The organism is Enterococcus sp. DIV2385 (assembly GCF_051711925.1).
GTDB lineage: Bacteria > Bacillota > Bacilli > Lactobacillales > Enterococcaceae > Enterococcus > Enterococcus faecalis.
In genome coordinates, this window is sequence record NZ_JBIONV010000001.1 from 2,002,650 (window position 1) to 2,028,225 (window position 25,576).

Here is a 25,576-nt window from a genome sequence, read left to right on the forward strand (position 1 = left end):
TTTTTATTATATCTTTCTCACAGAAGAAAAGAAAGGAATTCTACTATATTTGAGAAAAACTTTAGAGAATTGGTCCTTCACTAGCAATTTTTTCTTTTTCTTCAATCCTATTTGGCTTTTATTTAAAATTTTTTACATCAGTGATAATGAGAAAGTTTACTATAAACATTCAGTAACAAAAAACAGTCGCAACTAAAACACGTTGCGACTGTTTTTATTCGCTTTTTCTTTGTTTTGTTTGTTGTAGCTCTTTATTAATTCGGACAATTTCGTTGCCAAAATTTTGCCAGTCACTGGCTCGCGGGGGCGCTAACCAAATTAAACATTTTACTGAAAATAACGTTTTTGGTAAATAATCCGAAACTACTAAATCAGTATCTGGTCGAATCGCTGAATGAAAGTGAATGCTGAAAGATTCGAATATTTTGATTTGTTCTTTGATAAACTGAGTATATTTTTCTCCTTGCGTAAAATTCACATAAAGATTGATCGTGCTTTTTTCATTCCTTTGGTCATAAAGACGGGATAACACTAATAGCAAATCAAAAAATAAAGAAAGCTTACTAAACTCAAACGCCGAGCAATCCAACGCAAATAAAAACTGACGACAGCTATTAAAAACAATTGGGTAGCGTTCCTGAAAAAATTCTAAATCCATAATTCGTAAGGTGATATCGATGAACGGCGTAATAAAACGATGTTGATAAATAATCGGAACAATTTCTTGATAAAATTCTTCGTCCGAAATTGTAAACGGCATATAAGAAAAAAATAATGTTTTCGTAGCCGTAATTGCCTCATTGTGAGAACTCAGCAGATGTTCCGAGATAAGCTCACTTTGATAAACTGATAAATTGCCGATAATCCCTTGAATTTCTGCGTTTTTCTCTGCATGAGTCGCCTTCATCACTTCGTTGATCCAACATTGAATTTCTTGATAAATCGAACTTTCTTCGTCAAAAACGAATGGATTTTCTTCTTGGGATAAAAAATAATTAGCTTTTCTTTGCGTTCGTTCTAACGCCACCAATACATAATGTTTAAATAAATGAAAATTAGTGATATTTTCATAAGAGCCTTTCAATTGAGCCAATAATTGGTTCACTGCGCGAAGATCTGTTTGATTATATAATTCTTCAGAATCTTTGTAAATTCGGTAATAAAGCATAGTAAAATATTGTCTAATCGCCATTTCATTGCCGCTAAGTTGTAAATTTTTGGATAACTTAATACCGTATTGACCTAATTCTTTCCGGATATGGTCAACAATTTTGTATACAACCGTTCGACTCATCCCGTGCTTTTCGCCATATTTTTTGATTGAGGTAAACTGATGAAAGAAAATCGTTTTTAATAGATTAAATTCTAACGAGTCTTTTAAATAATATTCTTCAATAATACTTGAAGAAATACGAAGGCTTTGAGATAACAAAATTTCATTATTTTTTTCACTGATTTCCATCTCATTAATCAGACCAAAGCGTTGCAAATCTGCATTGATTTCTGTTATGTTCCGTTCTAGCAAATAAGGAGAAATAGCTAATTGCTTACATAAACGATCTTTTCGTTCAGAAAATGAATATTGTTGCTCTAACTTTCTAATAATCGCTAATTTTAAATTTTCCCGATCATCTAATAACAAGAATTCCATTTAAACTCTCCTTGTTCCATACAAAAGTGAGCCTGACAGGAAGCTTAAAGTGGTGCCAAATTGAGAGGACCCACTTGCCGCTCCTCCAGTAATTTCCACTGGGGCTATCGTATCTATTTTTTTCAACAACTCATCATTTAACAGCACTTTTTTATTTACTCGTTCCTGTTCAATTTTATTTTTCTTTTTCTCCTGTTTTGTTTGTTGCTCCTTGTCCTGTCTCGAGGCAATAATTGGTCTTTCTGGGCCAATCATTGCTTGACTATAAGGAAGCTCTGCAAGCATATTCCCCTCTGCAGCAAAATTAGTAGGGTTGACATACACCTTCGCAATAGAAAGGTATGACTCGTAACGGAAGGTTACAAAATAAAGGCCTACTTTTTGAGTATTTACATTATTTTCTATAATTACATTTTCTAAATTTAAAGGGCAACCCTCTTTATCTTTTAGAAAAACGACATTGTCTAATGGGGACCATGCTTGATTAACTCCTAAAAACGTGTCTTTTAATTTAAGTTCCGTTTGATTTTCTTTGACCGTAATGGTTGCTGTTTCAATTTTGCCATCCACTTCATAAGTCACGGTGTATTTGCCTGGTGTTGTCGCTTCGTTTGCATAGCTATTCACTGAAGCAATCAACATTCCTGAAGAAAGAAATAAGGCTGTGCCGATACTACCATAATAAATAGTTCGCTGGTTCATCTCGTTTTTTATTCCTCCAAACTATTTCATAAAAATAACTATCTTAACAGAAAAACCTGCTAATAGGTGTTCTTAAAATAAAAGTCACTTGTAAAACTTCCTATTTTCCAAGGAAACAGCTACCCTCATTCATGCACTTATTCATCTTTTAAGCGTGGAACAAAAGTTACTTTAAACTTTTGCCCCACGCTCATCTAATTATTTTCGTTTCTTCTTGATGACTATACCACTAATAATCACAATAAGTAACACAACAAGTCCTAGCACACGATAGAGACCATTAGTTTGTTCTCCCGTTTTTGGATAACGTCCTTGCTTGTCAGGTTTCACAATATGTGTGACATACTGACTACGTTTTATCGTGGTTTGATTCGTTGAGGAACTAGTCTGGTTGTTCTCATTTTTATCTGGTAGTGGTGTAGGATTACGATCAATCACATGAACAGTTGCTACTGTCGTCAATTGACGAGGTGTTTCGTTTGAAAACATTGAGAAAAGTCGTGACTGCACAGCTGGTTTGGTTTCATTAACTGGCTCAGTGGTATAGGAAATCTGGTACTCTCCTGTTTTCTTTGTATCAACTTCCCCTTTTACTTGAACCTTATCAAAGGATATAGCATGACCGTCACGATCTGTCGCTGAAACGAAATTATCTTCTGGTTTCCACGAATCACCAACATAAATCGTTGTATCTTTAACCTCTAACTTAGATTGGTCGGCTTTGACGGTCACATTAGCTATTTCTTCTTTACCTTCGTAACTGTAAATGATTGGGTAAATACCCGCTTTGCTAGTATCAACTTGACCTGAAACAGTGATTTTTTCGAATGGGACATCTTGGCCTGTTTTATCTGTCGCTGAAACAAAGTTCTCTTCTGGTTTCCATGAATCACCCACATAAATCGTTGAATCTTTGACTTGTAAGCGACTGTCATCACGAACATGAACGATTGCTTTCGCTTCTTTTGTGCCATTTTTATAGACAATTTCATAATCGCCTATTTTATCGACATTCACTGTTCCCTGAACGTCAATTTTTTCAAAAGGAACGTCTTGACCTGTTTTATCTGTTGCTGAAACGAAATTATCTTCAGGTTTCCATTTATCGCCGACATAAATCGTTGTATCTTTGACCTCTAACTTAGATTGGTCGGGTTTGACGGTCACATGGGCTGTTTCTTCTTTACCTTCGTAACTGTATACGATTGGATAAACGCCTGCTTTGCTAGTGTCAACTTGACCTGAAACAGTGATTTTTTCGAAGGGGACATCTTGGCCTGTTTTATCTGTCGCTGAAACAAAGTTCTCTTCTGGTTTCCATGAATCGCCGACATAAATCGTTGAATCTTTGACTTGTAAACGACTGTGATCAATTGTTTTCGTTAATGGAATTTTTAGTTGATTGTCTCCTTTGACCAGCTTAATGGCTTTTCCTGTCAAATACTCTTCATCCACGGAATATTCCTGCGGTACATTCGTTACTCGCAAAGTATAATCACCTGTCATGATGGCATCAAAGGAGTATTGACCTTTTTCATCTGTTGTAAATTCGGTTGCTGTATGCGTGACATTATCAATTAGTTCAAAAGAAACCTTCGCAATTGCTTGGTTTTCATCCTCTATGTTATGCGTATAGAATGTGGCAGTTGCTAAATAAACAATACCTTCCGCATCGCCTTCTGAGAATTTCAATGTGATTGGTGCAGTGGTGACTTTTTTCTTGTTAGCAGACATCTGGTCCAATGTTTCAGAGTCGATTGTTGTTTCTGTATAGATTTGGCCAGAGTTTGCAGAGACAGTATTGTATTCAATCGTAATGTTTTCTGTCAATGTATAGTCTTTAAAAATAATTTTCGCACCGTTTGTAGTCTTCTCTAATGAATAAGCATCTTCTGGCATGCCTTTCACGGTAATAGAATTCAAATCGATTTGAGCATTGGTTGTGCCTTTTGGTGTTAATTCAATCGTTGGATTTTTCACACGATGTGTTTTATTATCAATATTTTTTGTTGTTACTGTTGTTTTTGTTACATTTTTTAATGTTGGATTCGCCGCTTGTGTTGCACTCAAAATGTCTAACGCTTCATTTTGAACAGAAACCGAAGCAGACATTTCATTATTATTCGATTGTGGTTCTTTAGCTGTCCCTGTTATATAAAGAGTTGGCACGTCGATCCAGCCATTGGCGTTTTTATACTCAATAATGTAACGTTTGTTGGTTTTTCCAAAATCAAACGTGTAACTATTGGTATTTTCGTCAAAAGTAATCGTTGGATATCCAGGGCTGTTTGGTGTCATTGGTTTATCAAAGTATTGACCGCGGTCCCAGTATTGTGGATAAATTGAATCTACCTGATCGTTTGAAACATCATAAATGTCAAAAAGAACATCGGCGCCAGCTGGAATTTTTGTACGGACGCTTAGTGAGTCAAAAGAATCATTTCGTGCATTGACAAGGAATTGATTTTTACTACTTTGAAGTGTTCGTTCAGAACCACGCTTACTATTAGTAGTTACTGTCGTATCAACTGGAGTTAAACCTTCAGCACTCATTGTTATCGGTATCGTATCGACTGGGATACTTTTATCTTTTGGCAAACTATCTGGCACATAATTAAAACCTATTGGAATTTGGATTTCATTGGTTATTGGCGTAGTGAACTTAATAACTGAGCCATCTGACGTTGGCGTTACTGTATAATCCGTTCCTAACTTGTAATAAAAATAAATTTCTTTTGTAGCTCGTAATGAAAGATAGTTAGGATGCTTTACTTTAATTTCTAAATTTTGAATCGGTGTCTCTTTGTTTCCCATAACTGAGACAGTTGTTCTTGATGAATAGGCACCATTTTGATCATAATTACCCCAAGCAGTTTCAGCATTCAAAGGATTAACAACACTAATTGGTTCAATATATTGATCAGATACTAATTGAATGGCTTTATTGGGACCAATTACAGGTGTACTTAATGATAGATTGATATCTTTCTTGTCAAAATCCATTGTTAAATCAGAAATATTTATTCTTAAATAGCTATCTTTTGTGGCCGTTAAAGTGAGCTTGCCACCTTCAGTTTTAATATCAAAATAGTCTTCCAATTTTACATTTTCATATAAAGGACCATACGCCGTAAATTTAGGATTCTTAATTTCTTGACCGTTTGTACTCTCTAATACGATTTGTTGACCCACTTTTGTTTCTGTTAACGTGCCATAAATTGTTACATAATATTTCCCTTTGCTTTGAAAACTGATATAGGACATACTACGCATTTCACGATCAGCAATTACTTTACTTGTTTGACTCGTCTTAGCAGTAAAATCGGTTGTTTGTTTAGTTCCTGTCGTACTTTTCAAAGAAATTGACCCAATTTTTGTTGTTGGATACTGCTGCGAATATAAGTAGTTATAGTCCGAAGCACTCTCTAAATAAATTGTCCGATTAATCGATAAGGAATAGGCTTTTTGTTGATTCATGTTTGGAACAGTTACAGCAATCCGCCCTAGTGAATTATCGCTTAATGTATAATCTTTGCCAGGTGTTAACAAGGTTTGCGTTTCTGGTAAAATTTGACCATTAATGTCGACATCGTAACTGAAAACTTGAGGTTCCAAGTTATCTTGTTTTCCAAAGACAGCGCCTGGCGTCTCTGTTGTTAATAATTCTAATGTTTGATTGCCAGTTAACGTCCGGTCTAAATTATAAAAAATTTCGCCATCTAACCCTGTCGTTCTGGTTCGTTCGTTATATTGAATTGGTTCTACTTGTTCATATAAATCAAACGAGTAGGTTTTTTTATTTTTTCCTGGAGTTTCAATTTTGATTAATGGTTCCGCCTCTGTTGTTAGATAACTTTTTAGTTCTACTTTAAAGGAAGTATCTGAAACTCGTTGATTAAACGTAATACTTAATGTTTTGGTTGCCGCATCGACTGCCCAAGTTGCGCCAATGCCCGTCACATCTCCGCTAACAGTTGAATAACCTAAATGTTCTGGTAATTGAACTGTATAAACTGATCCAGGTGCATAACCTGTGTTTCCAACAGCAAATTGGAACGTAGCGGTTACCGGTGTTGTATTTAATTCGCGGTGAACCTCTGTTTGGCTGTATTCTGTTCCACCAATCGGCGCAAGACTCATACTGTCAAGTAGTTCATCTGTAATTGGCGCTTGAACATCTGGTAGGGCTTTTTCATTAAGTGAGGTATCCTTGTCCTCCGTTGTTTGTTGTTCAGATGGTGTAGCAGCATCACTGGAAGCTGTTGTGCTCGCCTCTGTGGTTTGCGATTCAGTTGTTGCAGTTGGTTGATTCATTTCTGAAGTATTCGTTGTTGCTAAAGGTAAAGATGGTGTTGAGTTCGATAACTCTGCCTCTTTTTTTGCTGTATCAGTGGTCTCTGTTTGTGCTTCTGTCGTTGTTACAGCATAGGCATTTGCGGCAAACCCGAAATTTTGTGCGAGAAGTATACTCAACATCACAAAAGAAAAAGTTTTTTTCTTCATACTAATCCCCTTTCAATAAAATTCATATAACCTAATAATAGCTTGTTAAAAATGAAACAATTGATTAATTTTTTTTGAATCTTCGAAAAAAAAAAACAGCTTTTCATAAAAAAATACTTGGAAAATCAGCCACAATCACTGTTTTTCCAAGTATTTTTTTATTAATATTTGTAAATTATCGTTTCTTTTGACGAAAAACGACCACGAAATAAACTGCAATAAACAATAACACTAAGAGCGAGTTACTATTTTTAATGAAAGTTAAAAATTGACTTGTTTGCGTTGAAATACCTTTGCCGCCAGTCAATTCTAATAAAAATTGTGTCGTGCCACCTTTGCCTACTACAGTGACTAACATAAGCGCCATCAAAATAAATTGATGGAATAAACTCCCTTTTGTTTGTGTTGTATATTTGATAAGGATGCGGCTATCTTTTGGCAAATCTGTCTCTTGATAATATCGCCTAGCTAAAAAGCTATTCAATGTGCTTTTGAAAAAACTCAAGAGAAACAGGCCTAAAATAGTCCACGAGGTAAAAAGTAATATTCCCAAACTTCCCGCCAGACCAATCATTGGTATGTTGTTTGACCATTGTTTCGTTTTACTAGCTGCAATCATTGCAAAAATCATCCCTAAAACATAAGGTAAATAGAGATAGATGCCCATATGAGCTCTGCCATAAACCCCTGCAACATAAATGGAACCAAATAAAAATAAATAGTTCCCGACAATCCCGTTAATCAAGGTCGCAAGATTCATTTCTAATGATACTTTATACGCACCGCGTTTGCCATAATGACTAACGAAAAGGACAGCCACCACAAAGAAACAGCAGGCGCCAACAATCGCATAATCAAATTCCACCGCATTCGTTAATAAGCGACCACTTCTTAATAAAAGTAATAACACAAAAAAGATAACAAACAGAATTAATTCTTTTCGTGAAACTTCTGCTGATTCTTCTTCTAGCTCGTTTAATGAAACAGGATAGCTCTTGATTGCTACTAAAGCAACCAGAAAATAGAGCGCGTACACCAATAACGCCAGTCCAATCTCAGTCGCTTTAAAAAATAAAGCGCCAAATAAAACAGCGGTCAATAAGACTGTCGTTAAAAGATTGCTGTGACTAATTTTTTGACCTTCTTCTTTCAAGAAAAAGCGAATTGATTGATTACTTGGTGGCAACAACGCTCCACTAAGTCCTAACAACATTCCTGAAATACTATAAAGCGGGAAAGAAAAAGCGCCGGCGATCCCAATTAAGGATCCTGCCAAGCCTAACAATAGAGAAATCTTTAGTAGACCTAGACTACTTAAAGACAAATTAATTCCTCGAACCAGAAAAATGCCTGTCATACGCAATGTATAAAATAAGACAAATGGTAAAATTGTTAAAAGGTTGTGTCCATCACTCAATTGAATGTAAAGTAAATAAGGCACAACAATAATCGTATTACTTAGTAAACTTATTGCTGTATTACCAAGACTTTCAATTTTTTTATTCATTTTGACCTCTTCTTTTATCTTTCATTTTCTATTATTTTTAGGGTAGCATTGTTTACTTTTTTTGTCTATAAAATAACAGATGCAGCAATTTCCTAATGTTTATTTTCCACTGTTACGTATAATAGTTAATGACGACTGCTTGGACTTTCTCTGTTCCGTCATTTATATACGTGTGTACTTGATTAGCATCAAAATACATAGCAGCGTCTTTTGGAAGAAGATATCTCTGACCGCCCACTTCAATAGCTAATGTTCCTTGAATAACCATGACATATTCTGTCGAACGTTTTGAATGCCCAACAGCTTGATACTTTTTCCCTGGATCTAATTCAAACTGAAAGAGTTCAAAATTTCTTTCCTGGTTGTCTGAGTAGTAATTAAAGACTCGATAGGAGTGATCTTCAGAATGTTGTGTTACCGTCTCAGTTTTTTTTACCACGGGATTTTCTTTAACATAGTCATCTTCTAATAAATACGTATATGGAACATTGAGTCCATTACTTATTTTCCAAATTGTATTTATGGTAGGATTGGTGGTTCCTTTTTCAATCTGCGAAAGCATCCCTTTACTCACTCCGGTTATCCCAGCTAGTTCATCTAACGTAAGTTTTTTTTCTTGTCTAATTTTTTTTAAATTATTGCCAATAATTGTATTAATTTCCAAAATAGTTGCTCCTTCTGTTTCTTTTTATCATCCAAAAGTTTAATATATTGAACAAAAGTATTCTTTATTGTATTATACAATATATATCTTAGTTGTTCAAAAGGAGTGGTTAATAATGAAAACGCTCATTCGCTCGTTGTGTCTCATTATCGAAGGTCTAGATTTTCATACACACGTGTTTAAATTTTATACAGAAAGAAGGAAAAAAAGAGAATGAACCACCAATTAGATGCACGCACTGGCATTCGTGAAGCCTTGCCAACGGTTTTTGGCTATATTGGTATTGGCATTGCTTTTGGTATCGTAGGACAAGCAGCAGGTTTTTCCCCTCTGATTGTTAGTGCGATGTCGTTTTTTATTTTTGCAGGATCTGCTCAGTTTGTAACAGTTAGTATGTTGACTGGTGGCAGCCCTATTTTATCCATTGTGTTAGCGACTTTCTTAGTAAATGCGCGTATGATTCTTATGGGAATGACCATTGGGCCTTACTTTAAAGCCGAATCTCTCGGTAAAAATCTCTGGTTAGGAACCTTACTGACGGATGAAAGTTTTGCACTAGGAATGAATAAATTGAACCACACTAAAGGACGTTTAAGTTTTGAGTGGTTTAATGCTGCCAATTTGATTTCCTATGCGACTTGGGTTTTTTCGACGATCATCGGTGCCTATCTAGGGCGCTTTATTGCAAATCCTCAAGCATTAGGTCTTGAGTTTGCGGTCGTGGCTATGTTCATTGGTTTACTCTATCTGCAGATAATTAGTGATCGTTCCATGAAAATCGTTTTACAACTCATCATGGTCCTGATTACTTTTGGTTTGATGTCTATTGGTCTAATTTTTATTCCCAGTAATTTAATTGTCTTAGTTGTCACGTTAATCGGTTGTGGAATAGGAGTGATGATAAAACATGCCTTCTTCTGAGTATCTCTTTTTAACAATTTTAGGCTGTACCGTTGCAACCTGGCTTTCAAGAATACTGCCATTTTTACTTTTAAAAAAAATCAGTCTGCCACAGAAATTATTAGAATATCTAAGTTTTGTTCCCATTGTGATTATGTCCGCCTTATGGTTTAGTAGCTTATTTGAACAAAGAATAGGGCATTTACCAAGCCTCAATCTTCCTTATTTATTCGCTTCATTTCCTACCATTTTAGCCGCAATACTATCTAAAAACTTATTGATTATTGTACTGGTAGGCATTGCTTCATTTACACTAATCCAAAATTTCATCTAAAAAAACAGACAGGCACTACCAGATGGTAGTGCCTGTCTGTTTTTTTAGATGCCAGCTGCAGGGATCGAACCTGTGACCTACGCGTTACGAGTAAATTATAAAATATATTTTCTGCACAAATGCTTTTATATCAACATTATTTTTACAAATAGTCTATCATTTCCACATAATTCAAAGTATTTTAGTCAAATTTTAGCCACATAAAAATAACAAATTAAGTCACAGATTATGTTATTTAAAATTTCCTGATAAACCTTGAACCAAATTATAACAAAACCTGAGTTAATATTAAAAGTTGATATTGAAAAAACTGTTTTTTCTTAACTAAAATCGTTTGAACTCTCTTCAAAATTTTTCAAGTATTCTTGCATAACTGAAACGAAGGGATTCACTCTCCATAATTGTCGATCACCTATTGTGTACAATCGATATTTTGCTCGTGTAGTTGCAACGTTAACAATATTGTCATTGACCCATCTCACAGCGCCTTTTGCATTCGAGTCGCATCCTAATAGAAAAATAACTTCTTCTGCTTCTTTTCCTTGAAATTTATGAACCGTCCCACAATTTTTATTAATCCATTCTTGCATGACTTCCTCTTCTTTGTATTTAGATTCCTTTAAAAAAGATTTATAAACCTATTAACTACCGTTGTAAAAGGAGAAATTATATATCTGGACAGCCTTCAGCTTTTTCAAAAGCCTTATCTACTATTTCAATAGCCCTTAAAGCTTGTTCTTTCACATGATGATCTTTTTTACCATTCTCTTTTCCTGTTATATTTATCCAGCAAGACTTTGAGTAAATAAATTCTGATTCTACCTTTGGTTCTCTAGTTTGAGATATCATTGTATTAGAATAAGATAATTGATTGTATATGCTGAACATGGGATCTATACATCTTCTATGAACAACTAAAGGACATCAAACCCATAAGTCCTCTTGATCATCTTGTTTCAAATAAGCTACATAAAGATTAACATTATCAGCAAATGTTTGTACTGAAAGTGATTTATCCATATAACCAGCTAACTCATCCGTTCTGAAAATTTTTTTATTGCATTTACATCTGTAGTAACAATAGGTTCGACTTATTTAGGATCTCCCACGGTTGAACAGCTTTTTGACTTTAGCTCATCAATTAAGAAAATCATGTATACAACAAATGCGATTGAGAGTATCCATGCCAGCTTTCGAAAAGTCACTAAAAAAGGGACTTTCCCTAATGAAAATGCCCTGTCAAAGCTTTTGTATCTTCGTGTGTCTAAACTTGAGCGTAAATGAGCCAGTGGCCATATACGCGATTGGCCACTGGTTCTCAGCCAGCTGATGACGAATGATGCCTATTCAAAAAGAATTGAAAAGTATAGTGTCTATTTGTAAATCGGAAAAAGTTTATTTCCTACTTACACACTTTACTTGACAATCACCGATTACACTTGAAATAAAAATTTTAAAATATTACTGTATCATTATATCCTCTTTTCAATTCTTTTAAAATAAATTAAATTGCACATTCAGAAATGTGATAAATTCTTTATTTTGATATAACCACCTACCACTCGTTTAAAGTAACTTCCACATTTTAAGCATACATACTCTTTGTTTCTATATGGCACTAATTGCGCTAATTCCCCACAACTACATTCAATGTAAAAAGGAAATTCATTACAATTTTTTTTGTCTATTTGCATTCCCCATAAATTATATTCTTTTCTTAAAGAAGAGTTTATATACTTTTTTTTATTTCTATCTTTCCTTTTAAAATAAATAGTAATATCCTTCTTTCAAAGCATCAAAATAAAATTATTTATCAATATTATACTTTTTAATCTAATAATAAACTACTAATCAAACCTTCAAAATTGATTATTCAATAAAACAATACAAGCATGTAAAAAAAAGCAAAACTATTGCACTAGTAATGTTTCTGCTTTGGTTTTATAAATTTGAAACACTTCGGAAAATCTCTATTTATACCCTTATTCATCTGACAATTCAATAGTATATCTATACTCTCCAAGCTGGAACTATCCTTCCCATTTCTTCATTGAGTTAGATTTTGTATTTGTACAAAAGTTAATCGTTCTTTATTTTGTGCCAATAATGGATTTTCTGCCTTTATTTCTTTACTGTTACTTCAGCTTTTTTCTTATTTCATAATTTTTATAAGAACTAGAAAATTTAGTAAGTATATCTCTTTCATCATCTTTTAGTTATAAAAAACAAAAAATATTTTAATTATATTTTAAAAAATATAATAATTAACAAGCTATTCTAATACATTATCAAGCAACTATTTTTTATTGACATAAAATTTCTATCTACTTGTAAATACAGACTTTAATACAATTAATGTATTATCTAAATCATCAATATTTATTGGCAATCTACTACAATGTTTTTGTGCTATTACATTATATAACCATTCTAGCGTTTCCGTAGTAAATGTAATCAGCGCTCTCATATCACTCAAAATATTTGAATTTTTTTCTATTATTGTTTTTATAGTGTCAAAGCTCTTAGATTCATTATGAGCATATATTCTATCTCTTTGTGTTTTTAAGTGTTTAAATGTTATTTCAAATTCCCATAACCTTTGATCTATACAATCCAAATTTTCATCTATATATTCTGAAGACACTGTAATGCCAAAATCAAAGGAACCGCCTACTTCTTTCAAGTTCTCTTCATTCATTTTTAGCAATAATTCTCTGTTTTCTTTACAATTTTCTAGAAACTTAAAAAAGTTTGTATTGCTTTTTCTATCGTATATTCTCGACACTTCTGAAAAAGTTGCCAAAATCAGTGCATTATACGTATATTGATAAAATGTAGGTGAAATAGCTATTAAATCAGTATTTAAAGATTTGTTTTTAATAATATTTTGTATAATTTGAAAGTATGCGTTCATTTCTCTTGTACATTCCCAAAGAAAATCAAGATTCTTCTTAATTCTCAATGCTTTTTGTTTTTCCACGTTATTCATATTATTTTTTCCTTCTTTCTTTTTTCTGCAGTAATTCCGTAACTCTGATTGTACTATTGTCTATTTATCCCTATTTGTTCTTCAACTTTTTTTCTGATTCACTTTCAAGAGAAATAGTTTAAAGGCTAACTAAAAGAGTGAATCGTTCTCACTATATTTTTGTTAACTACCTGTATGTCTAACTTTTGTTTTGCTAGCTTAATTATCAATTATTTGTTATATCGATGTTCTTTTCTTCAGCTTGGCACTTTTATACAGTTCGACAATTAAATTATTAAGTAATAGACTTAAATTATCTTTTTTTATGTCTATTAAAACAATTAAATTCAAAACTTCAAGCGTAACTTCTTTAATTAAATTCATTATTTCTTTAAAGTCTTCACGATGAGTGTCTTTTTTACTAGGATTATTTGCAAAAACTTTAATACACTTAAAAAGCGACTCTATTTCGAAATGTACTACTCACGCGTACGTAGTTTTTTTGTATTAAGAATACTCATCATTTCAAAAAAATTTGCTGTCTAACTCTGTTAGCCTCTTATAATTTCAAGCATACTAATATAGCTATATAAAAGAACCAACAAGGGATACCTCGTTGGTTCTTTCTAACTTATCACTATAAAACAATTGTCTATTGTTTTATATCTATTTGTATAAACATATAGCAATTTAATCAATTGCGTCTTCTATATTTTTTTAATCCACCAAATATAGCAAGAGCTAAAAGGATTAGTATTGTTCCTATAACATAAAATAGATTTGATTTTTGTTCTCCCGTACTTGGTAAATTTGCTTTAAAATTATTTGCCTGTTTACTTTGACGAGACAAATGATTATTTTTATCAATGTTTTGGTTAATAGCTTTGTTTTTCTCTTTAATTACTAATTTAACTGTTTTGGTTTGACCATCTGTTGTTTGTAGTGTAACTTCATAGGTTCCCGCTTTTGAGAAGTCTACTTTTGAGAAGTCCGCTGTCACTTCAAGCTCTTTGCCATCTTTATCTGTTGCAGTAGCTTTGAAATCTGATACAGTTGGTGTTTTATCTCCTACATACATACTAAAGTCTGCGCCATTGATAGACTGTTTGTTTTCTTTAATTACTAATTTAACTGTTTTGGTTTGACCATCTGTTGTTTGTAGTGTAACTTCATAGGTTCCCGCTTTTGAGAAGTCTACTTTTGAGAAGTCCGCTGTCACTTCAAGCTCTTTGCCATCTTTATCTGTTGCAGTAGCTTTGAAATCTGATACAGTTGGTGTTTTATCTCCTACATACATACTAAAGTCTGCGCCATTGATAGACTGTTTGTTTTCTTTAATTACTAATTTAACTGTTTTGGTTTGACCATCTGTTGTTTGTAGTGTAACTTCATAGGTTCCCGCTTTTGAGAAGTCTACTTTTGAGAAGTCTGCTGTTACTTCAAGCTCTTTGCCGTCTTTATCTGTTGCAGTAGCTTTGAAATCTGATACAGTTGGTGTTTTATCTCCTACATACATGCTAAAGTCTGCGCCATTGATAGACTGTTTGTTTTCTTTAATTACTAATTTAACTGTTTTGGTTTGACCATCTGTTGTTTGTAGTGTAACTTCATAGGTTCCTGCTTTTGAGAAGTCTACTTTTGAGAAGTCTGCTGTCACTTCAAGCTCTTTGCCATCTTTATCTGTTGCAGTAGCTTTAAAATCTGATACAGTTGGTGTTTTATCTCCTACATACATGCTAAAGTCTGCGCCATTGATAGACTGTTTGTTTTCTTTAATTACTAATTTAACTGTTTTGGTTTGACCATCTGTTGTTTGTAGTGTAACTTCATAGGTTCCTGCTTTTGAGAAGTCTACTTTTGAGAAGTCCGCTGTCACTTCAAGCTCTTTGCCGTCTTTATCTGTTGCAGTAGCTTTGAAATCTGATACAGTTGGTGTTTTATCTCCTACATACATACTAAAGTCTGCGCCATTGATAGACTGTTTGTTTTCTTTAATTACTAATTTAACTGTTTTGGTTTGACCATCTGTTGTTTGTAGTGTAACTTCATAGGTTCCCGCTTTTGAGAAGTCTACTTTTGAGAAGTCTGCTGTCACTTCAAGCTCTTTGCCATCTTTATCTGTTGCAGTAGCTTTGAAATCTGATACAGTTGGTGTTTTATCTCCTACATACATACTAAAGTCTGCGCCATTGATAGACTGTTTGTTTTCTTTAATTACTAATTTAACTGTTTTGGTTTGACCATCTGTTGTTTGTAGTGTAACTTCATAGGTTCCTGCTTTTGAGAAGTCTACTTTTGAGAAGTCCGCTGTCACTTCAAGCTCTTTGCCGTCTTTATCTGTTGCAGTAGCTTTGAAGTCTGATACAGTTGGTGTTTTATCTCCTACATACATGTTAAAGTCTGAGCCACTGATGGATTGTTTGTTTTCTAATACAGTTATTTTTCTAGTAAATTCGCTAGTTTCTCCTGAAGTATTGGTAACACTGTAATGAATAGTATAAATCCCTGCGGTTGGTTGCTTACCATCTGTGGGATAACCATCATAATTTGTAATTTTTATCGCATTTGTAATATTTGTTTGTGCGCTGTAAGCATAAATATCTTGAAGTGGATCATAATTATCTGTAGTATAGATTGTTTTGTCATTTCCTCTAAAATAAGGAATGGATGTCCCAGTTGTGACAGATTGAAACATGGTTGTATAATTCCAAGCACCCTGTGTTGCTATGCCATTGTTCCCATAAGAGCGAACAGCTGTTTGAACTACATTTATTGAGTTAATATCTGCGGCTGGTACATACACCCTAGCAAAAAAATTGCCATTAACGATACCATTGGCTTGCATATAATCAGAAAAAATTACCTCTATAGTTAACTTATCCTCCGAAACATTCCAGACAACTCCGGGTGCATTTGAAATATTTACACCATTATAATAAAGAGTATTCGCTGATGTATCAAATGGAAGATCTGATTTAAAATAGAGACCACCTGTATGAGGATTTGCACTTAAAACAGGTTGAAAATTACCAAGATAACTAAAAAACATGGACCCATTGACCGAACGATTATAAGGATTTTGCAGATAGACTGAACCTGATCTAACAGCAGCTTGATCATCAGGATAGTTACTGTTGTTTACTCCAAGTACTCCCCCAGTTCCAGAAGCTGTCCAACCTGCTGTACCAGGATTCACTGGAGGAGAATATTTTGAAGGTTTAACATAAATTTGATCTGAACTAATAATCGTCGTTGTTTCATCTATTTCAACCAAACTAATTTCCATATTTCCAGAAGCTACTGCTGGATCTGTTTTATTATCTAGCCCATCCCAATTATAGCCTGGATTCTTAACTAAAAAATTGACATTTACTTCTTGTGTACCGGGATAAAAATCATTTTCAATCGTCAAAATTGCCCCATTAGTGGTTGATTCTACAGTAAAATCCCTCATATTTTCAGTTGAATAACTTAAATAAGTTAAAAAATTACTTGCTGATACTCCTGCTACTGGTGTTATAGTAAATTTTATCTTAGTCCCTGCTGGTACTACATTTCCTTTAGTATCTCTATTTGTTAACGTCAGTTTATAAACAACAGAGTCCCCTTGCTTTAGGGGGGTATCAGCAGAGGAAGGACTCAGATTCTTGACAGATACTTCTGGTGTAACGACTGTATCAAGAGTGTCTATCGAACTCGAAGAATTGTTTTCTTCGTCACTACTACTGTTTAAATTGTCTTTCCCAGGCGACATTTGATTCGTCGTACCCTCTGTTTCTTCTTTGCTGAATAGTGACTTTGAAGTTGTTGTTCCTATTTCTTCATGATTATCTGCTGTATCATTTCCTTTATCTGAATTTCCATCAATATCTTTAGTATCCTCAATAGAAACATCACTACTATCTTTAATTACATTATCGTTATCTATATCAGAAATACTAGATTGTGGTTGACTATCTACAGTAACAGCGCTAGCATAACTTGGTAGAATAATGGAGGATACTAGCACTCCTATTGAGATAACATTTGTTATTTTTTTCATTAAAAATCTTCCTTTCAAATATAATTAACAGTTTTAATTACATGAAATAATTTAAAACTATATATATATTATATGAGTATATCGAAAACATTAATAAATTTCAACAACTTTTTTATCAACTACAAACATTATTTTAATCTAATTCACAATAATTTCGCGGTATTAATTTTGAATTTTGAGTAAGAAAAACTTTCTTTTTCTAGAAAGTATTATATATAATAGCAAAAAAATGGAGGAATAGAAATACAAAAATCTTTATTAATAAACTGTTTGAAAAATTCAATATAACAGCGTCGGTTATACCACTTATAAAAAGATTCTGTACCTAATCTGTACGTACGGTTTGCTGGCGCCATCGTAGAACGCCCTACTACTCATATTAATAGGGAGTGTGAAATAAACTGTGTAAGTTGCTAATTCTAGATAAAGCAGCTTCACAGTTTTTCTTTTTGATTTCATCCAAAATTGGATAAAATTAGATGAGGAGTGATTACGCTATGACTAGAAAAAAACGAGAAAAAAATCTGTGGAATTAGCTCAGTCTATTATCGATACGTATCAGCCTGAAAGTGTAGAAGACATGCAGAATGCTTTCCCATATTTGAGCCCATGTTACAGGGAGAGTTCAATCATCATCTAGAGTATGAGGCACACGAAAAAGTAGAAAAGCCTACTGAAAACCGGCGAAATGGCTGTGGCCAAAAACAGATGAAAACCAGCATGGGTGAAGTGCCTATTCAAACACCTAGAGATCGTGATGGCTCTTTCGAGCCTATCTTGATTCCAGAGAGGAAAAAGGATATCTCAGAAATTGAAGGGAAGCTTTTAGCGATGTATGCTCGCGGAATGAGTCAACTCGATATTTCTGATACCATCGAGGATATTTATGGCTTTTCCGTTACTCATGCGATGGTAGCGGAACTTCACTCATGTTGAACAGCTTTTTGACTTTGGCTCATCACTTAAAAAAATCACGTATACAACAAATGCGATTGAGAGTATCCATGCCAGCTTTCGGAAAGTCACTAAAAAAAGGGCTTTCCCTAATGAAAATGCCCTGTTAAAGCTTTTGTATCTTCGTATGTCTAAACTTGAGCGTAAATGAGCCAGCTGATGACGAATGATGCCTATTCAAAAAGAATTGAAAAGTATAGTGTTTATTTGTAAATCGGAAAAAGTTTATTTCCTACTTACACACTTTACTTGACAATCCCCTACGTACAAAAAAATAATTATTCTTCAATGCAATTTTTCTTTTATTGCGGTATTATTAGTATGTAAACAGGACGTGCTACTAACACGCCTCGTGTAGAACCGTTTAAGAGGGTAGCAAGATTTAATTACAAATTGTAACCAGTTAACTCGCCAAAGTTAATGACTGGTTACTTTTTTGTCATTATTTAGCAATTTCACAATCAAACCAATCAATGCAATGGTAAACATACCAAAAGCAAAAATTGTCTGGATTGTTTCATATGCAGACAAAAAGGCATTTCCTTTCTAAAGATATTAGTACTCACTTTCATAAGCACCACCACCTCTCAAAGATAGCCACCGTCATAACTTTTCTACCCACACATTATACCATAAAAAAGCAAAAAAAAGAACCCCGCCCACTAGCAGTGTTCTAAAAAACCGAATATTTCAATACTCTTTTTTAATAGTATTATAGGTCATTTCTGAAACTTTTCCGTCCTTCACACTTGCCAACAACAACACCCGTATCGTTCTACCAGATTGTTTACACGTCAAAATCACCGCATATTTATTATCTCCTGATTGATAAACAGTCTCCACATTTCCCTCACTAGATAATTGAACGGATGTTTTTACATCAATCCCATTCTTTTTAATACATTCGGCAGTCATTAATTTTTTTAATTTCTCGTTGCGATCATTAATGCTACTATAGTTCGCATAAGCTTCCCCAAACGACTGCAACAATTCCTTTTTGTTTACTTGCATTTCTTTAATGCTTGATTCAGTTGTTTCACTAACCGTATCTCTTGTTCGTTCCTCTGAAAAAGCCTTAGAATCACTCTCTGACAACGAAAAATCAGTAGTTTCTGTTGTATTAACAATTTTTACTTGTTTTGAAGGTTCTTTCTCTTTTCCTACTGGCAAAAAAAACACCCCCAACATCAACAAAATAAATCCTACATCAAAAATTACTTTTTTCATCATTTTACATCCTTTCTAACTAAACTTGTTGTAATTGGAAAATCTTTCTGCCATTGACGTAAATATTTTTCTGTCGTCTGTCCTTTTTCTGCATTTTGCTCATAGGTTGTGTATTTCCTATTCCCTTCCACACTTGCCACGATACCTGTATGACCAAATTCACTAATCGCCACGCCACCTTGACCAAAATTAATTACATCACCAGCTTTTAAATCTTCATATTTTGGATTTTGTATAACCGTCCAATGATAATTTTTCCAATCATAATCACTACCAATTTGGCTAGCATACATATGCCCAGAACCCATCAAAACTGGAACGCCCATTTTCTCAACATATAAAGCCGTCAAACCATAACACTGACCACCGTTTATTGTTTGACCTAAAACAGCTTCAAGAACATCAATCTTACCGCCACCAATATTTGCTGAACCATTTCCAGTCGTTAAACGTTTATACCAGTTCATAGCGCTTGTTTTACGTCCAATCTGTTCTATAGGATCGTCTTTTGTTCCTGCACGTTCCCACAATTTCAAAATATCAATTGAAAGACTCTCAACGTCCTTATGTTTTGACATATTTTTCAGCAGAGTACTATCTGATCCGTCATAGTTCCAAGCAAAGTCCATTTGAAATTCTACTGTTTTCCAGTCTTTATCGGTTGTTTTCGCAAGCTTTAATAGGTTCACACGTCGCCCACTATCCCATTGCCCCAAACCCATCGCATAGCCTCCAACACTCGGATTCATAGCGAGTACTTCATCATACAATTTATCCCCTTGAATACGTGAAGGAATAAGTCCGCTCTCATGTTCCATATTACCTATCCAAGCAGCCGCAAATTCCAAGGTACCGCCATGAGAAGTCACGTAGCTTGCTACTTTCTGCGCAATTCGTTCCTGTTCATTTTGAGGATCAAATCCAGAATCATTAGTTGTATCTACTGTAAAAAAGCCAAGAATCATTATAATTGGTATAAAAAACAACGCTAGCATTACATCCACACTAATAAAATATTTCTTCAAACATGCCCCTCCTCGTAAACAAAAAAAGCAATGCATGCTTAGACACTGCTTTCTTTCTATCCATATTTTCAAAAAAAGAAACACTGCATATTTACAGCGTTTCTTTTATGCTACTCTTTAAATTTACCTGATTTATAAACAAGCTCATAGTTTCCACTTGCTTTTTTATCATTAAATTCATAACCTTCAAAAAAATTATCCAATCCTTTACTTTTATCAAACTTATAAAAGCCTTCTCTACTATTTGGCTTCCCTTCAACAGGTACCCAAGAATCTACAATGTAACTCTCTGTATCTTTATAGATTAAAAAACTAAAATCTTTTTCTGTATACTTATAATTTTTTTGACCTTCTTCTAAAGAGTCATTATCTACATTTGTTTTTAATTTTACAACTTCATCAATCACAACTTGTGTACCCTTATCAGCTTTTTCATTACTCCCACACGCTGTAAACACCAACAACATTCCTAAAAAAATAACTGATAAAAACTTTTTCATACTGCACCTCTCTTTTTCTTTTATTGTACCATTTCCACATGCCTATGAACAGTTTTTTCGTTGATTTTACAAGGTTTCTGTCGTTTTCCCGCTCTCTTTTTCAGGAGATAATTCTTCCTGAATCTCGCGGTCTGTTCTCAAATTATCTTCTGTTGAATAACGAACGGTGGAAGAAGATTTTCCTCCTTCTTTTGCTTCTCTTCGTGTTTCCTTCGGCTCTTTTGACAACGGCTCTTCGGGACTGTATGAATAGCTTTGTGTCCATTCTTTTGGTTCTGTTTTAAACTCATCAAAATGTACATCGTACTCATAAGGTTCTCCACGAAGTTTCGCCAAACGTTCCTCAAAACTTTCCGTCGCAACACTCCATGAACTATTACGACGATACTTCTTCTCTTCTTCTTCCGATAGGTGCATACAATTTTTCTCGTTCCCCACACTATCAAAACGAGTCATATTATCAAAATCATCATAAGCCATCGGATCGATAGGTGCTTCCGGATCATTCACAAAACTATGTTTATCGAAAGCCTCAAATTGACCCTCACGATACCCATTCGCCATTGAAGAAAACCGATCTTTAGGATTAAGTCCTTTCACTTTATCAACGCCATTCGCTAATTTTGACTCTTGATACAATTGACTCATACCATCTTTTAAGCTTCCACCTAACCCACGTTCAGAAAAGTAACCTGCTTTTTGTGCTAATTTTTCTGTTCTCGTTAGTTGAACCTCGTCCATTGTTGAGCCTAGAATGATATTATCCATGTAGTCACTTTGACCGTTAGTATCCGAATATCCTATTGGTTCTAATACCTCTTTTGGTGGTCGACTGGATTGAGGCGAAGTTCCTTCTTCTTTTGGTGTCACATCTTTTCTGAAATGAGGGAATTTTTGTTTTAACGGTACCTTATCCACTTTCTGATGTTGAATAACAGATACAAACCAACGCCAATTCTTGTAAATCAAAACAGCTAAAATAACTTTAACAAAAAGTGAAGCAATAACTGTTAAGAAAGTTGTAGCTCCAAACGCTGAATCTAGCCAACCTAAAGTCATAAAAATAAACCCAAAACCAAGACCTAACAATACTTTTCCCGAAAAAGAGCCAAAAATCAGCTTCCCTGCATTCATTAACACATGCTCATTGTCTGGCAATAACGAACGAGCAAGAAAAACAGGCGACAACAGAATTAACATTAGAATGAAAATTTGTAACAAGAAATTCATTACCGCAATAAACAAGATCACGCCTGCCACAATCACAAAATCAATCCCTGAATTAAGCAATACTGCCCACTTCTGGCCCAACTTATTTATGGTTAAATAAGAATTTTTTTCTGCTTTATCCTCCACTTTTTCCTTTATTTCTTTTTCTTTATCAGAATATTCCCCTCGTTTTGCTGTAAATGCTTGAATGTCTTTCGTTGAAACATCTGTTTTCCCAAAATTCATCAGTAAAAAAGGTTCAATCACAAAGCGATAATACATCATGTTTTGCACTTCCCCTGTCACGGTATCAGGTGGTGTTAGTTTTAAATCTTCCACTAGCTGCTCCGCTGGCTTTGACACGTTCGGTGCCATAATACCCACCAATTCTGTTTGCGCATTCGTTGAAACCGTGTTTACTTTCTTTAAAAAGTTTGCGCCATTAGAATAAAATCCTGTTCCAACGACAATCAAACTACCTAAAATCAATAAGCGAATAAACAATCGTTCCATTCCATGACGAAAAAAATCTTTGATCCCGTAAATAAATACCATCATCACAAAAAACGTTCCAAAGGTTTTAAATAGGTTATCCCATACCGCATTACTAGAAGAAAAAGCACTATCAATGCTCTTATTCAAAATATCGACAGAATAAATTTTATCGACTAACACCATGCTAGCTTCCACAATACTTTTTCCAATGGAAAACAAAACATTCAAAATCCCGTTAAATCCACCAACCATTTTCTCATCGAATCCACCTAGCCATGAAGTTTTCTTAATTAATGATAAAATGGAATCAATATCAAAATAATCTGTTAACATACAAAAACCTCCCTTCTATGCCACAAATTTTTCTTCCGCATTCGCACTTTCATTGCGATTAACCGTACGGAAACTTTCTCTTACTTCCTCAAATGGGCAATACACCAACATTCGTCCTACACGACCATAAATATCTAAATACAAGCAATGATATTGAGGCATTTTCCGCAAGAACTCAATATTTTTTTGAGTTACTTCTAACCCAACATGCCGTAAAATCAATTCTCGTTCGTCGTCTTTATCAAACGCAAAAACACGTCCAAAGTTCCCAGAATCGTCCTCCGAATGCGTATCTTTAATCGATTGCGTGATTAAAACCATCATATTATTAAATGTACGCCCTACACGTCGCATGGCTTTAATCACTTTTTTCCCACCTCTAGACGAGCTAAACACCCACGCTTCGTCAAACAAGACAAACGTATTTTCTTCTGAATCTTTCAATCCGAAAGCTTCACAGAACTTCCCTAAACACATCATTAAGGCTAATGATTTTTTCTGACTAGACGTGTAGTTCCGACTATTTTCTTCCGCATCTGGAATATCTAAACCAGCTACTTCTAAAATAGTGACGTGTTTCGTCAAGTTCAATCCGTTATTCTCTCCTCGTGAAAATGCCAATTCTAAGATTGATCCGTCTACTCGTTCTAAAATAGCCTTTCCTGATTTTCTCGCTTCTTCGTTGCTACTTTGAACCATATAATCTAAAACATTTAACAGCCCAACTTGTTGACCTTCTTCTTTTTTTGCAACAACTGACTTAATCCCTTTTAACATTTCTGTTCGAGCGTCCTCTTTTTCTGAAAAATCATAAATCTGCTCAAAGATTGTTTCTAACGTATCTTGTACTTCTGCCCCTGATAAGTAATTCAAGGGATCAAGAACACCTGCATTCTCCTCTTTATTCGGGTCTAACGTCACAAAATGGAACGAACGAATATAGTCAATGAATAACGGGTATTTTTCTTGATAATACGGGTTTTCTACGACTTTCATTAACCATTTTCTATATTCTGATTTCGGATCAATATATAAACCCTTCCCATTTAACAAACTACAGTAAAAGAAAATCAATTTTGCAAGAAATGATTTTCCTCCTCCAGTCGGTCCAGTAATCGCAATATGAGGCGAACTAGAAGCTTTTCCAGCCACTTCGGCTTGATTGGCTAAAAATGGATTAAACAAAACAACTTTCCGGCAGGCGCGTGCTATTTGTTCTGGTGTTAATCCCTTCACGTTCCCCAACGTTGACACCCGACCGATAGGATAACCTACACGATCCCCTATACGATTATCTGTACCAATCATCAGTTCTGTAACACCTTGTGCCGTTGTATAGTGTACCCAATTTTTCATTAAGTAGCTTTCTTGCCCTGCCAAAAACGAATGGAACAAGACGTCTTGATCCGCTAAGCCATTGACTACCTCTACTTTCATTGATTCGCAATAGTCAATGACCTGTGCTGAACGTTTCCTGCATTCGTCCAACGTCGAACCAAAAACTGCAAACAGACCAAACCATTTGATAATCGGCTCTTTTTTTTCAATCTTTTCATCTAAATTCATTAAAATATAGCGATTTAAACGTCCACTTTTCTTTTCAGAATCTCCCATTTCCAGAGATTCTTGCGCAGAGTTCTTCAAACGAGTATTGGCACGCTTGCTTTTTCCTTGAAGTCCATTTGCACCTTTCAAGGGAACAAATTTCCCTTTTAATTGAAATTCTACAGGAAATGGCAACTCCTGAACTCGTGAAACAACATGATTTAACCACATATTGACAGGAAATTTATGAATCGGTAATAACGATACATACGATTTTCCAGCTTTTGTTGACAGCTCAATATATCCTTGATTTTCTTTGGTATCAATAATACTATCTGTCAACGAATGAATGCCTTCGTTCATATCAGACATTTCAGATAAAGCTCTGTCTAAACCACGTACAAATGGATATTCGATATGGTGACGTAATTCTTTCTGCGTTAAACGTGACCCACGAACTGCACCAAATCGTTGGAAGATCATTTCTTCCGTCATGCTGTACCGTTCAAAAAATTCTTTGTCTACGACTATTTCATAATTTCCTAATGCCAACACCCGATACGCTACTTGATCTAACAGCTGAACTGCTTTTCCTTTAAACGTACTCGCTGTAAAACTACTACTTACCTTCACACCAATGATCAATCGTTCACTCGTTAAAAATTTCAATTCATCATTTAAAATCTGTACCGTTCGTTCTTCAATATCTTCTGCTAAACCCTTGTGTTCACTCGCAAAATCTTTTTCCATAGAAGCAACACGTTCTGGTAATTCAAAAGAAACAGGTTCCACACTTAACTCAAATTCTTTGTATTTTTTTAACCCTTGTAAAAACTGTTCCATTGTTTCCTTGTACTCTTCTTGTTTTTCTCGATTTTGACCCGCAATATTTTCTAATGGTACACGATAATATGCCCAAACCTCATTGGTATGTGTCACTAATAGATTGCCAAAAATCTTTCTTGCTGGAATCTTAAATTTTGTTGCGCTCATATCCACACTCCTTTATAAAATAAA

The 25,576-nt window shown here is 34.5% G+C and carries 18 protein-coding genes and 2 pseudogenes; 5 read left to right on the forward strand and 15 right to left on the reverse strand.

What is annotated here, in order from left to right; translation table 11 throughout:
• Nucleotides 1-214 precede the first annotated feature (214 nt).
• The 5 genes from IGM04_RS09665 to IGM04_RS09685 all read right to left on the reverse strand — a co-directional run bounded on the left by IGM04_RS09665 (nt 215) and on the right by IGM04_RS09685 (nt 9,027).
• On the reverse strand, nt 215-1,651 hold the full coding sequence (locus IGM04_RS09665) for a helix-turn-helix domain-containing protein (protein WP_002380625.1): 1,437 nt from the start codon (nt 1,649-1,651) through the stop codon (nt 215-217).
• Complete coding sequence (locus IGM04_RS09670; protein WP_077932778.1) at nt 1,652-2,353, reverse strand: hypothetical protein; 702 nt, start codon at nt 2,351-2,353, stop codon at nt 1,652-1,654.
• Nucleotides 2,354-2,551: 198 nt separating this feature from the next.
• Entirely contained in the window at nt 2,552-6,856 is a 4,305-nt protein-coding gene (locus tag IGM04_RS09675) for a bacterial Ig-like domain-containing protein (RefSeq protein ID WP_086318043.1), read from the reverse strand.
• A gap of 175 nt (nt 6,857-7,031) precedes the next feature.
• Nucleotides 7,032-8,363: a hypothetical protein gene (locus IGM04_RS09680; RefSeq protein ID WP_086318042.1), complete on the reverse strand. Its 1,332-nt coding sequence runs from the start codon at nt 8,361-8,363 to the stop codon at nt 7,032-7,034.
• A gap of 112 nt (nt 8,364-8,475) precedes the next feature.
• Nucleotides 8,476-9,027 carry a helix-turn-helix domain-containing protein gene (locus IGM04_RS09685; protein ID WP_002376638.1) on the reverse strand — a complete coding sequence of 184 codons (552 nt, stop codon included), beginning with the start codon at nt 9,025-9,027 and terminating at the stop codon, nt 8,476-8,478.
• A gap of 213 nt (nt 9,028-9,240) precedes the next feature.
• On the opposite strand from IGM04_RS09685, the gene IGM04_RS09690 reads away from it, so the two are divergent.
• On the forward strand, nt 9,241-9,948 hold the full coding sequence (locus IGM04_RS09690) for an AzlC family ABC transporter permease (protein WP_086318041.1): 708 nt from the start codon (nt 9,241-9,243) through the stop codon (nt 9,946-9,948).
• Nucleotides 9,935-10,261 (forward strand): AzlD domain-containing protein, encoded by a 327-nt coding sequence (locus IGM04_RS09695; protein ID WP_077932774.1) that lies wholly within the window; start codon nt 9,935-9,937, stop codon nt 10,259-10,261. The genes IGM04_RS09690 and IGM04_RS09695 overlap by 14 nt, the downstream gene beginning before the upstream one ends.
• 320 nt (nt 10,262-10,581) lie before the next feature.
• Here IGM04_RS09695 and IGM04_RS09700 read toward each other — a convergent pair whose 3' ends face one another.
• Both IGM04_RS09700 and IGM04_RS09705 read right to left on the reverse strand, forming a co-directional pair.
• On the reverse strand, nt 10,582-10,851 hold the full coding sequence (locus tag IGM04_RS09700; protein ID WP_010828910.1) for an AAA domain-containing protein: 270 nt from the start codon (nt 10,849-10,851) through the stop codon (nt 10,582-10,584).
• A 76-nt stretch (nt 10,852-10,927) separates the two neighbouring features.
• Nucleotides 10,928-11,110: a hypothetical protein gene (locus tag IGM04_RS09705; protein WP_143345911.1), complete on the reverse strand. Its 183-nt coding sequence runs from the start codon at nt 11,108-11,110 to the stop codon at nt 10,928-10,930.
• Between the two features lie 261 nt (nt 11,111-11,371).
• On the opposite strand from IGM04_RS09705, the pseudogene IGM04_RS09710 reads away from it, so the two are divergent.
• Nucleotides 11,372-11,644: pseudogene (locus IGM04_RS09710) on the forward strand (transposase); the annotation flags it as partial.
• A 937-nt stretch (nt 11,645-12,581) separates the two neighbouring features.
• On the opposite strand, the gene IGM04_RS09715 reads toward IGM04_RS09710, so the two are convergent.
• Nucleotides 12,582-13,241 carry a transposase gene (locus IGM04_RS09715; protein ID WP_438792735.1) on the reverse strand — a complete coding sequence of 220 codons (660 nt, stop codon included), beginning with the start codon at nt 13,239-13,241 and terminating at the stop codon, nt 12,582-12,584.
• 682 nt (nt 13,242-13,923) lie between these two features.
• A complete protein-coding gene (locus tag IGM04_RS09720) occupies nt 13,924-17,271 on the reverse strand; it encodes a bacterial Ig-like domain-containing protein (RefSeq protein ID WP_438756892.1) in 3,348 nt (1,115 codons plus the stop codon).
• A gap of 609 nt (nt 17,272-17,880) precedes the next feature.
• Here IGM04_RS09720 and IGM04_RS09725 point away from each other — a divergent pair.
• Both IGM04_RS09725 and IGM04_RS09730 read left to right on the forward strand, forming a co-directional pair.
• Entirely contained in the window at nt 17,881-18,207 is a 327-nt protein-coding gene (locus IGM04_RS09725; RefSeq protein ID WP_010828914.1) for a transposase, read from the forward strand.
• Between the two features lie 31 nt (nt 18,208-18,238).
• Nucleotides 18,239-18,346, forward strand: a pseudogene (locus IGM04_RS09730) (transposase); the annotation flags it as partial.
• 296 nt (nt 18,347-18,642) lie between these two features.
• On the opposite strand, the gene IGM04_RS09735 reads toward IGM04_RS09730, so the two are convergent.
• The 6 genes from IGM04_RS09735 to IGM04_RS09760 all read right to left on the reverse strand — a co-directional run bounded on the left by IGM04_RS09735 (nt 18,643) and on the right by IGM04_RS09760 (nt 25,552).
• A complete protein-coding gene (locus IGM04_RS09735) occupies nt 18,643-18,756 on the reverse strand; it encodes a putative holin-like toxin (RefSeq protein ID WP_080113493.1) in 114 nt (37 codons plus the stop codon).
• 159 nt (nt 18,757-18,915) lie between these two features.
• On the reverse strand, nt 18,916-19,452 hold the full coding sequence (locus IGM04_RS09740; RefSeq protein WP_025191370.1) for an EF0163 family protein: 537 nt from the start codon (nt 19,450-19,452) through the stop codon (nt 18,916-18,918).
• Nucleotides 19,452-20,447, reverse strand: a complete 996-nt coding sequence (locus IGM04_RS09745; RefSeq protein WP_086318105.1) for a phage tail tip lysozyme — start codon at nt 20,445-20,447, stop codon at nt 19,452-19,454. The genes IGM04_RS09740 and IGM04_RS09745 overlap by 1 nt, the downstream gene beginning before the upstream one ends.
• 140 nt (nt 20,448-20,587) lie before the next feature.
• Nucleotides 20,588-20,977 (reverse strand): hypothetical protein, encoded by a 390-nt coding sequence (locus IGM04_RS09750; RefSeq protein WP_010828917.1) that lies wholly within the window; start codon nt 20,975-20,977, stop codon nt 20,588-20,590.
• A 66-nt stretch (nt 20,978-21,043) separates the two neighbouring features.
• Nucleotides 21,044-23,014, reverse strand: coding sequence for a CD3337/EF1877 family mobilome membrane protein (locus IGM04_RS09755; protein ID WP_086318039.1), 1,971 nt, complete (start codon nt 23,012-23,014; stop codon nt 21,044-21,046).
• Between the two features lie 15 nt (nt 23,015-23,029).
• Nucleotides 23,030-25,552, reverse strand: a complete 2,523-nt coding sequence (locus tag IGM04_RS09760) for an ATP-binding protein (RefSeq protein ID WP_010828919.1) — start codon at nt 25,550-25,552, stop codon at nt 23,030-23,032.
• Nucleotides 25,553-25,576: the final 24 nt, after the last annotated feature.

Bases quoted from the DNA above. Each gene is read 5' to 3' on its own strand.
- IGM04_RS09680 (WP_086318042.1), bottom strand. From the start codon at position 8,363: ATGAATAAAAAAATTGAAAGTCTTGGTAATACAGCAATAAGTTTACTA.
- IGM04_RS09725 (WP_010828914.1), top strand. From the start codon at position 17,881: ATGTTACAGGGAGAGTTCAATCATCATCTAGAGTATGAGGCACACGAA.
- IGM04_RS09750 (WP_010828917.1), bottom strand. From the start codon at position 20,977: ATGAAAAAGTTTTTATCAGTTATTTTTTTAGGAATGTTGTTGGTGTTT.
- IGM04_RS09665 (WP_002380625.1), bottom strand. From the start codon at position 1,651: ATGGAATTCTTGTTATTAGATGATCGGGAAAATTTAAAATTAGCGATT.
- IGM04_RS09670 (WP_077932778.1), bottom strand. From the start codon at position 2,353: ATGAACCAGCGAACTATTTATTATGGTAGTATCGGCACAGCCTTATTT.
- IGM04_RS09695 (WP_077932774.1), top strand. From the start codon at position 9,935: ATGCCTTCTTCTGAGTATCTCTTTTTAACAATTTTAGGCTGTACCGTT.
- IGM04_RS09755 (WP_086318039.1), bottom strand. From the start codon at position 23,014: ATGTTAACAGATTATTTTGATATTGATTCCATTTTATCATTAATTAAG.
- IGM04_RS09745 (WP_086318105.1), bottom strand. From the start codon at position 20,447: ATGCTAGCGTTGTTTTTTATACCAATTATAATGATTCTTGGCTTTTTT.
- IGM04_RS09700 (WP_010828910.1), bottom strand. From the start codon at position 10,851: ATGCAAGAATGGATTAATAAAAATTGTGGGACGGTTCATAAATTTCAA.
- IGM04_RS09675 (WP_086318043.1), bottom strand. From the start codon at position 6,856: ATGAAGAAAAAAACTTTTTCTTTTGTGATGTTGAGTATACTTCTCGCA.
- IGM04_RS09740 (WP_025191370.1), bottom strand. From the start codon at position 19,452: ATGAAAAAAGTAATTTTTGATGTAGGATTTATTTTGTTGATGTTGGGG.
- IGM04_RS09720 (WP_438756892.1), bottom strand. From the start codon at position 17,271: ATGAAAAAAATAACAAATGTTATCTCAATAGGAGTGCTAGTATCCTCC.
- IGM04_RS09690 (WP_086318041.1), top strand. From the start codon at position 9,241: ATGAACCACCAATTAGATGCACGCACTGGCATTCGTGAAGCCTTGCCA.
- IGM04_RS09760 (WP_010828919.1), bottom strand. From the start codon at position 25,552: ATGAGCGCAACAAAATTTAAGATTCCAGCAAGAAAGATTTTTGGCAAT.
- IGM04_RS09705 (WP_143345911.1), bottom strand. From the start codon at position 11,110: ATGATATCTCAAACTAGAGAACCAAAGGTAGAATCAGAATTTATTTAC.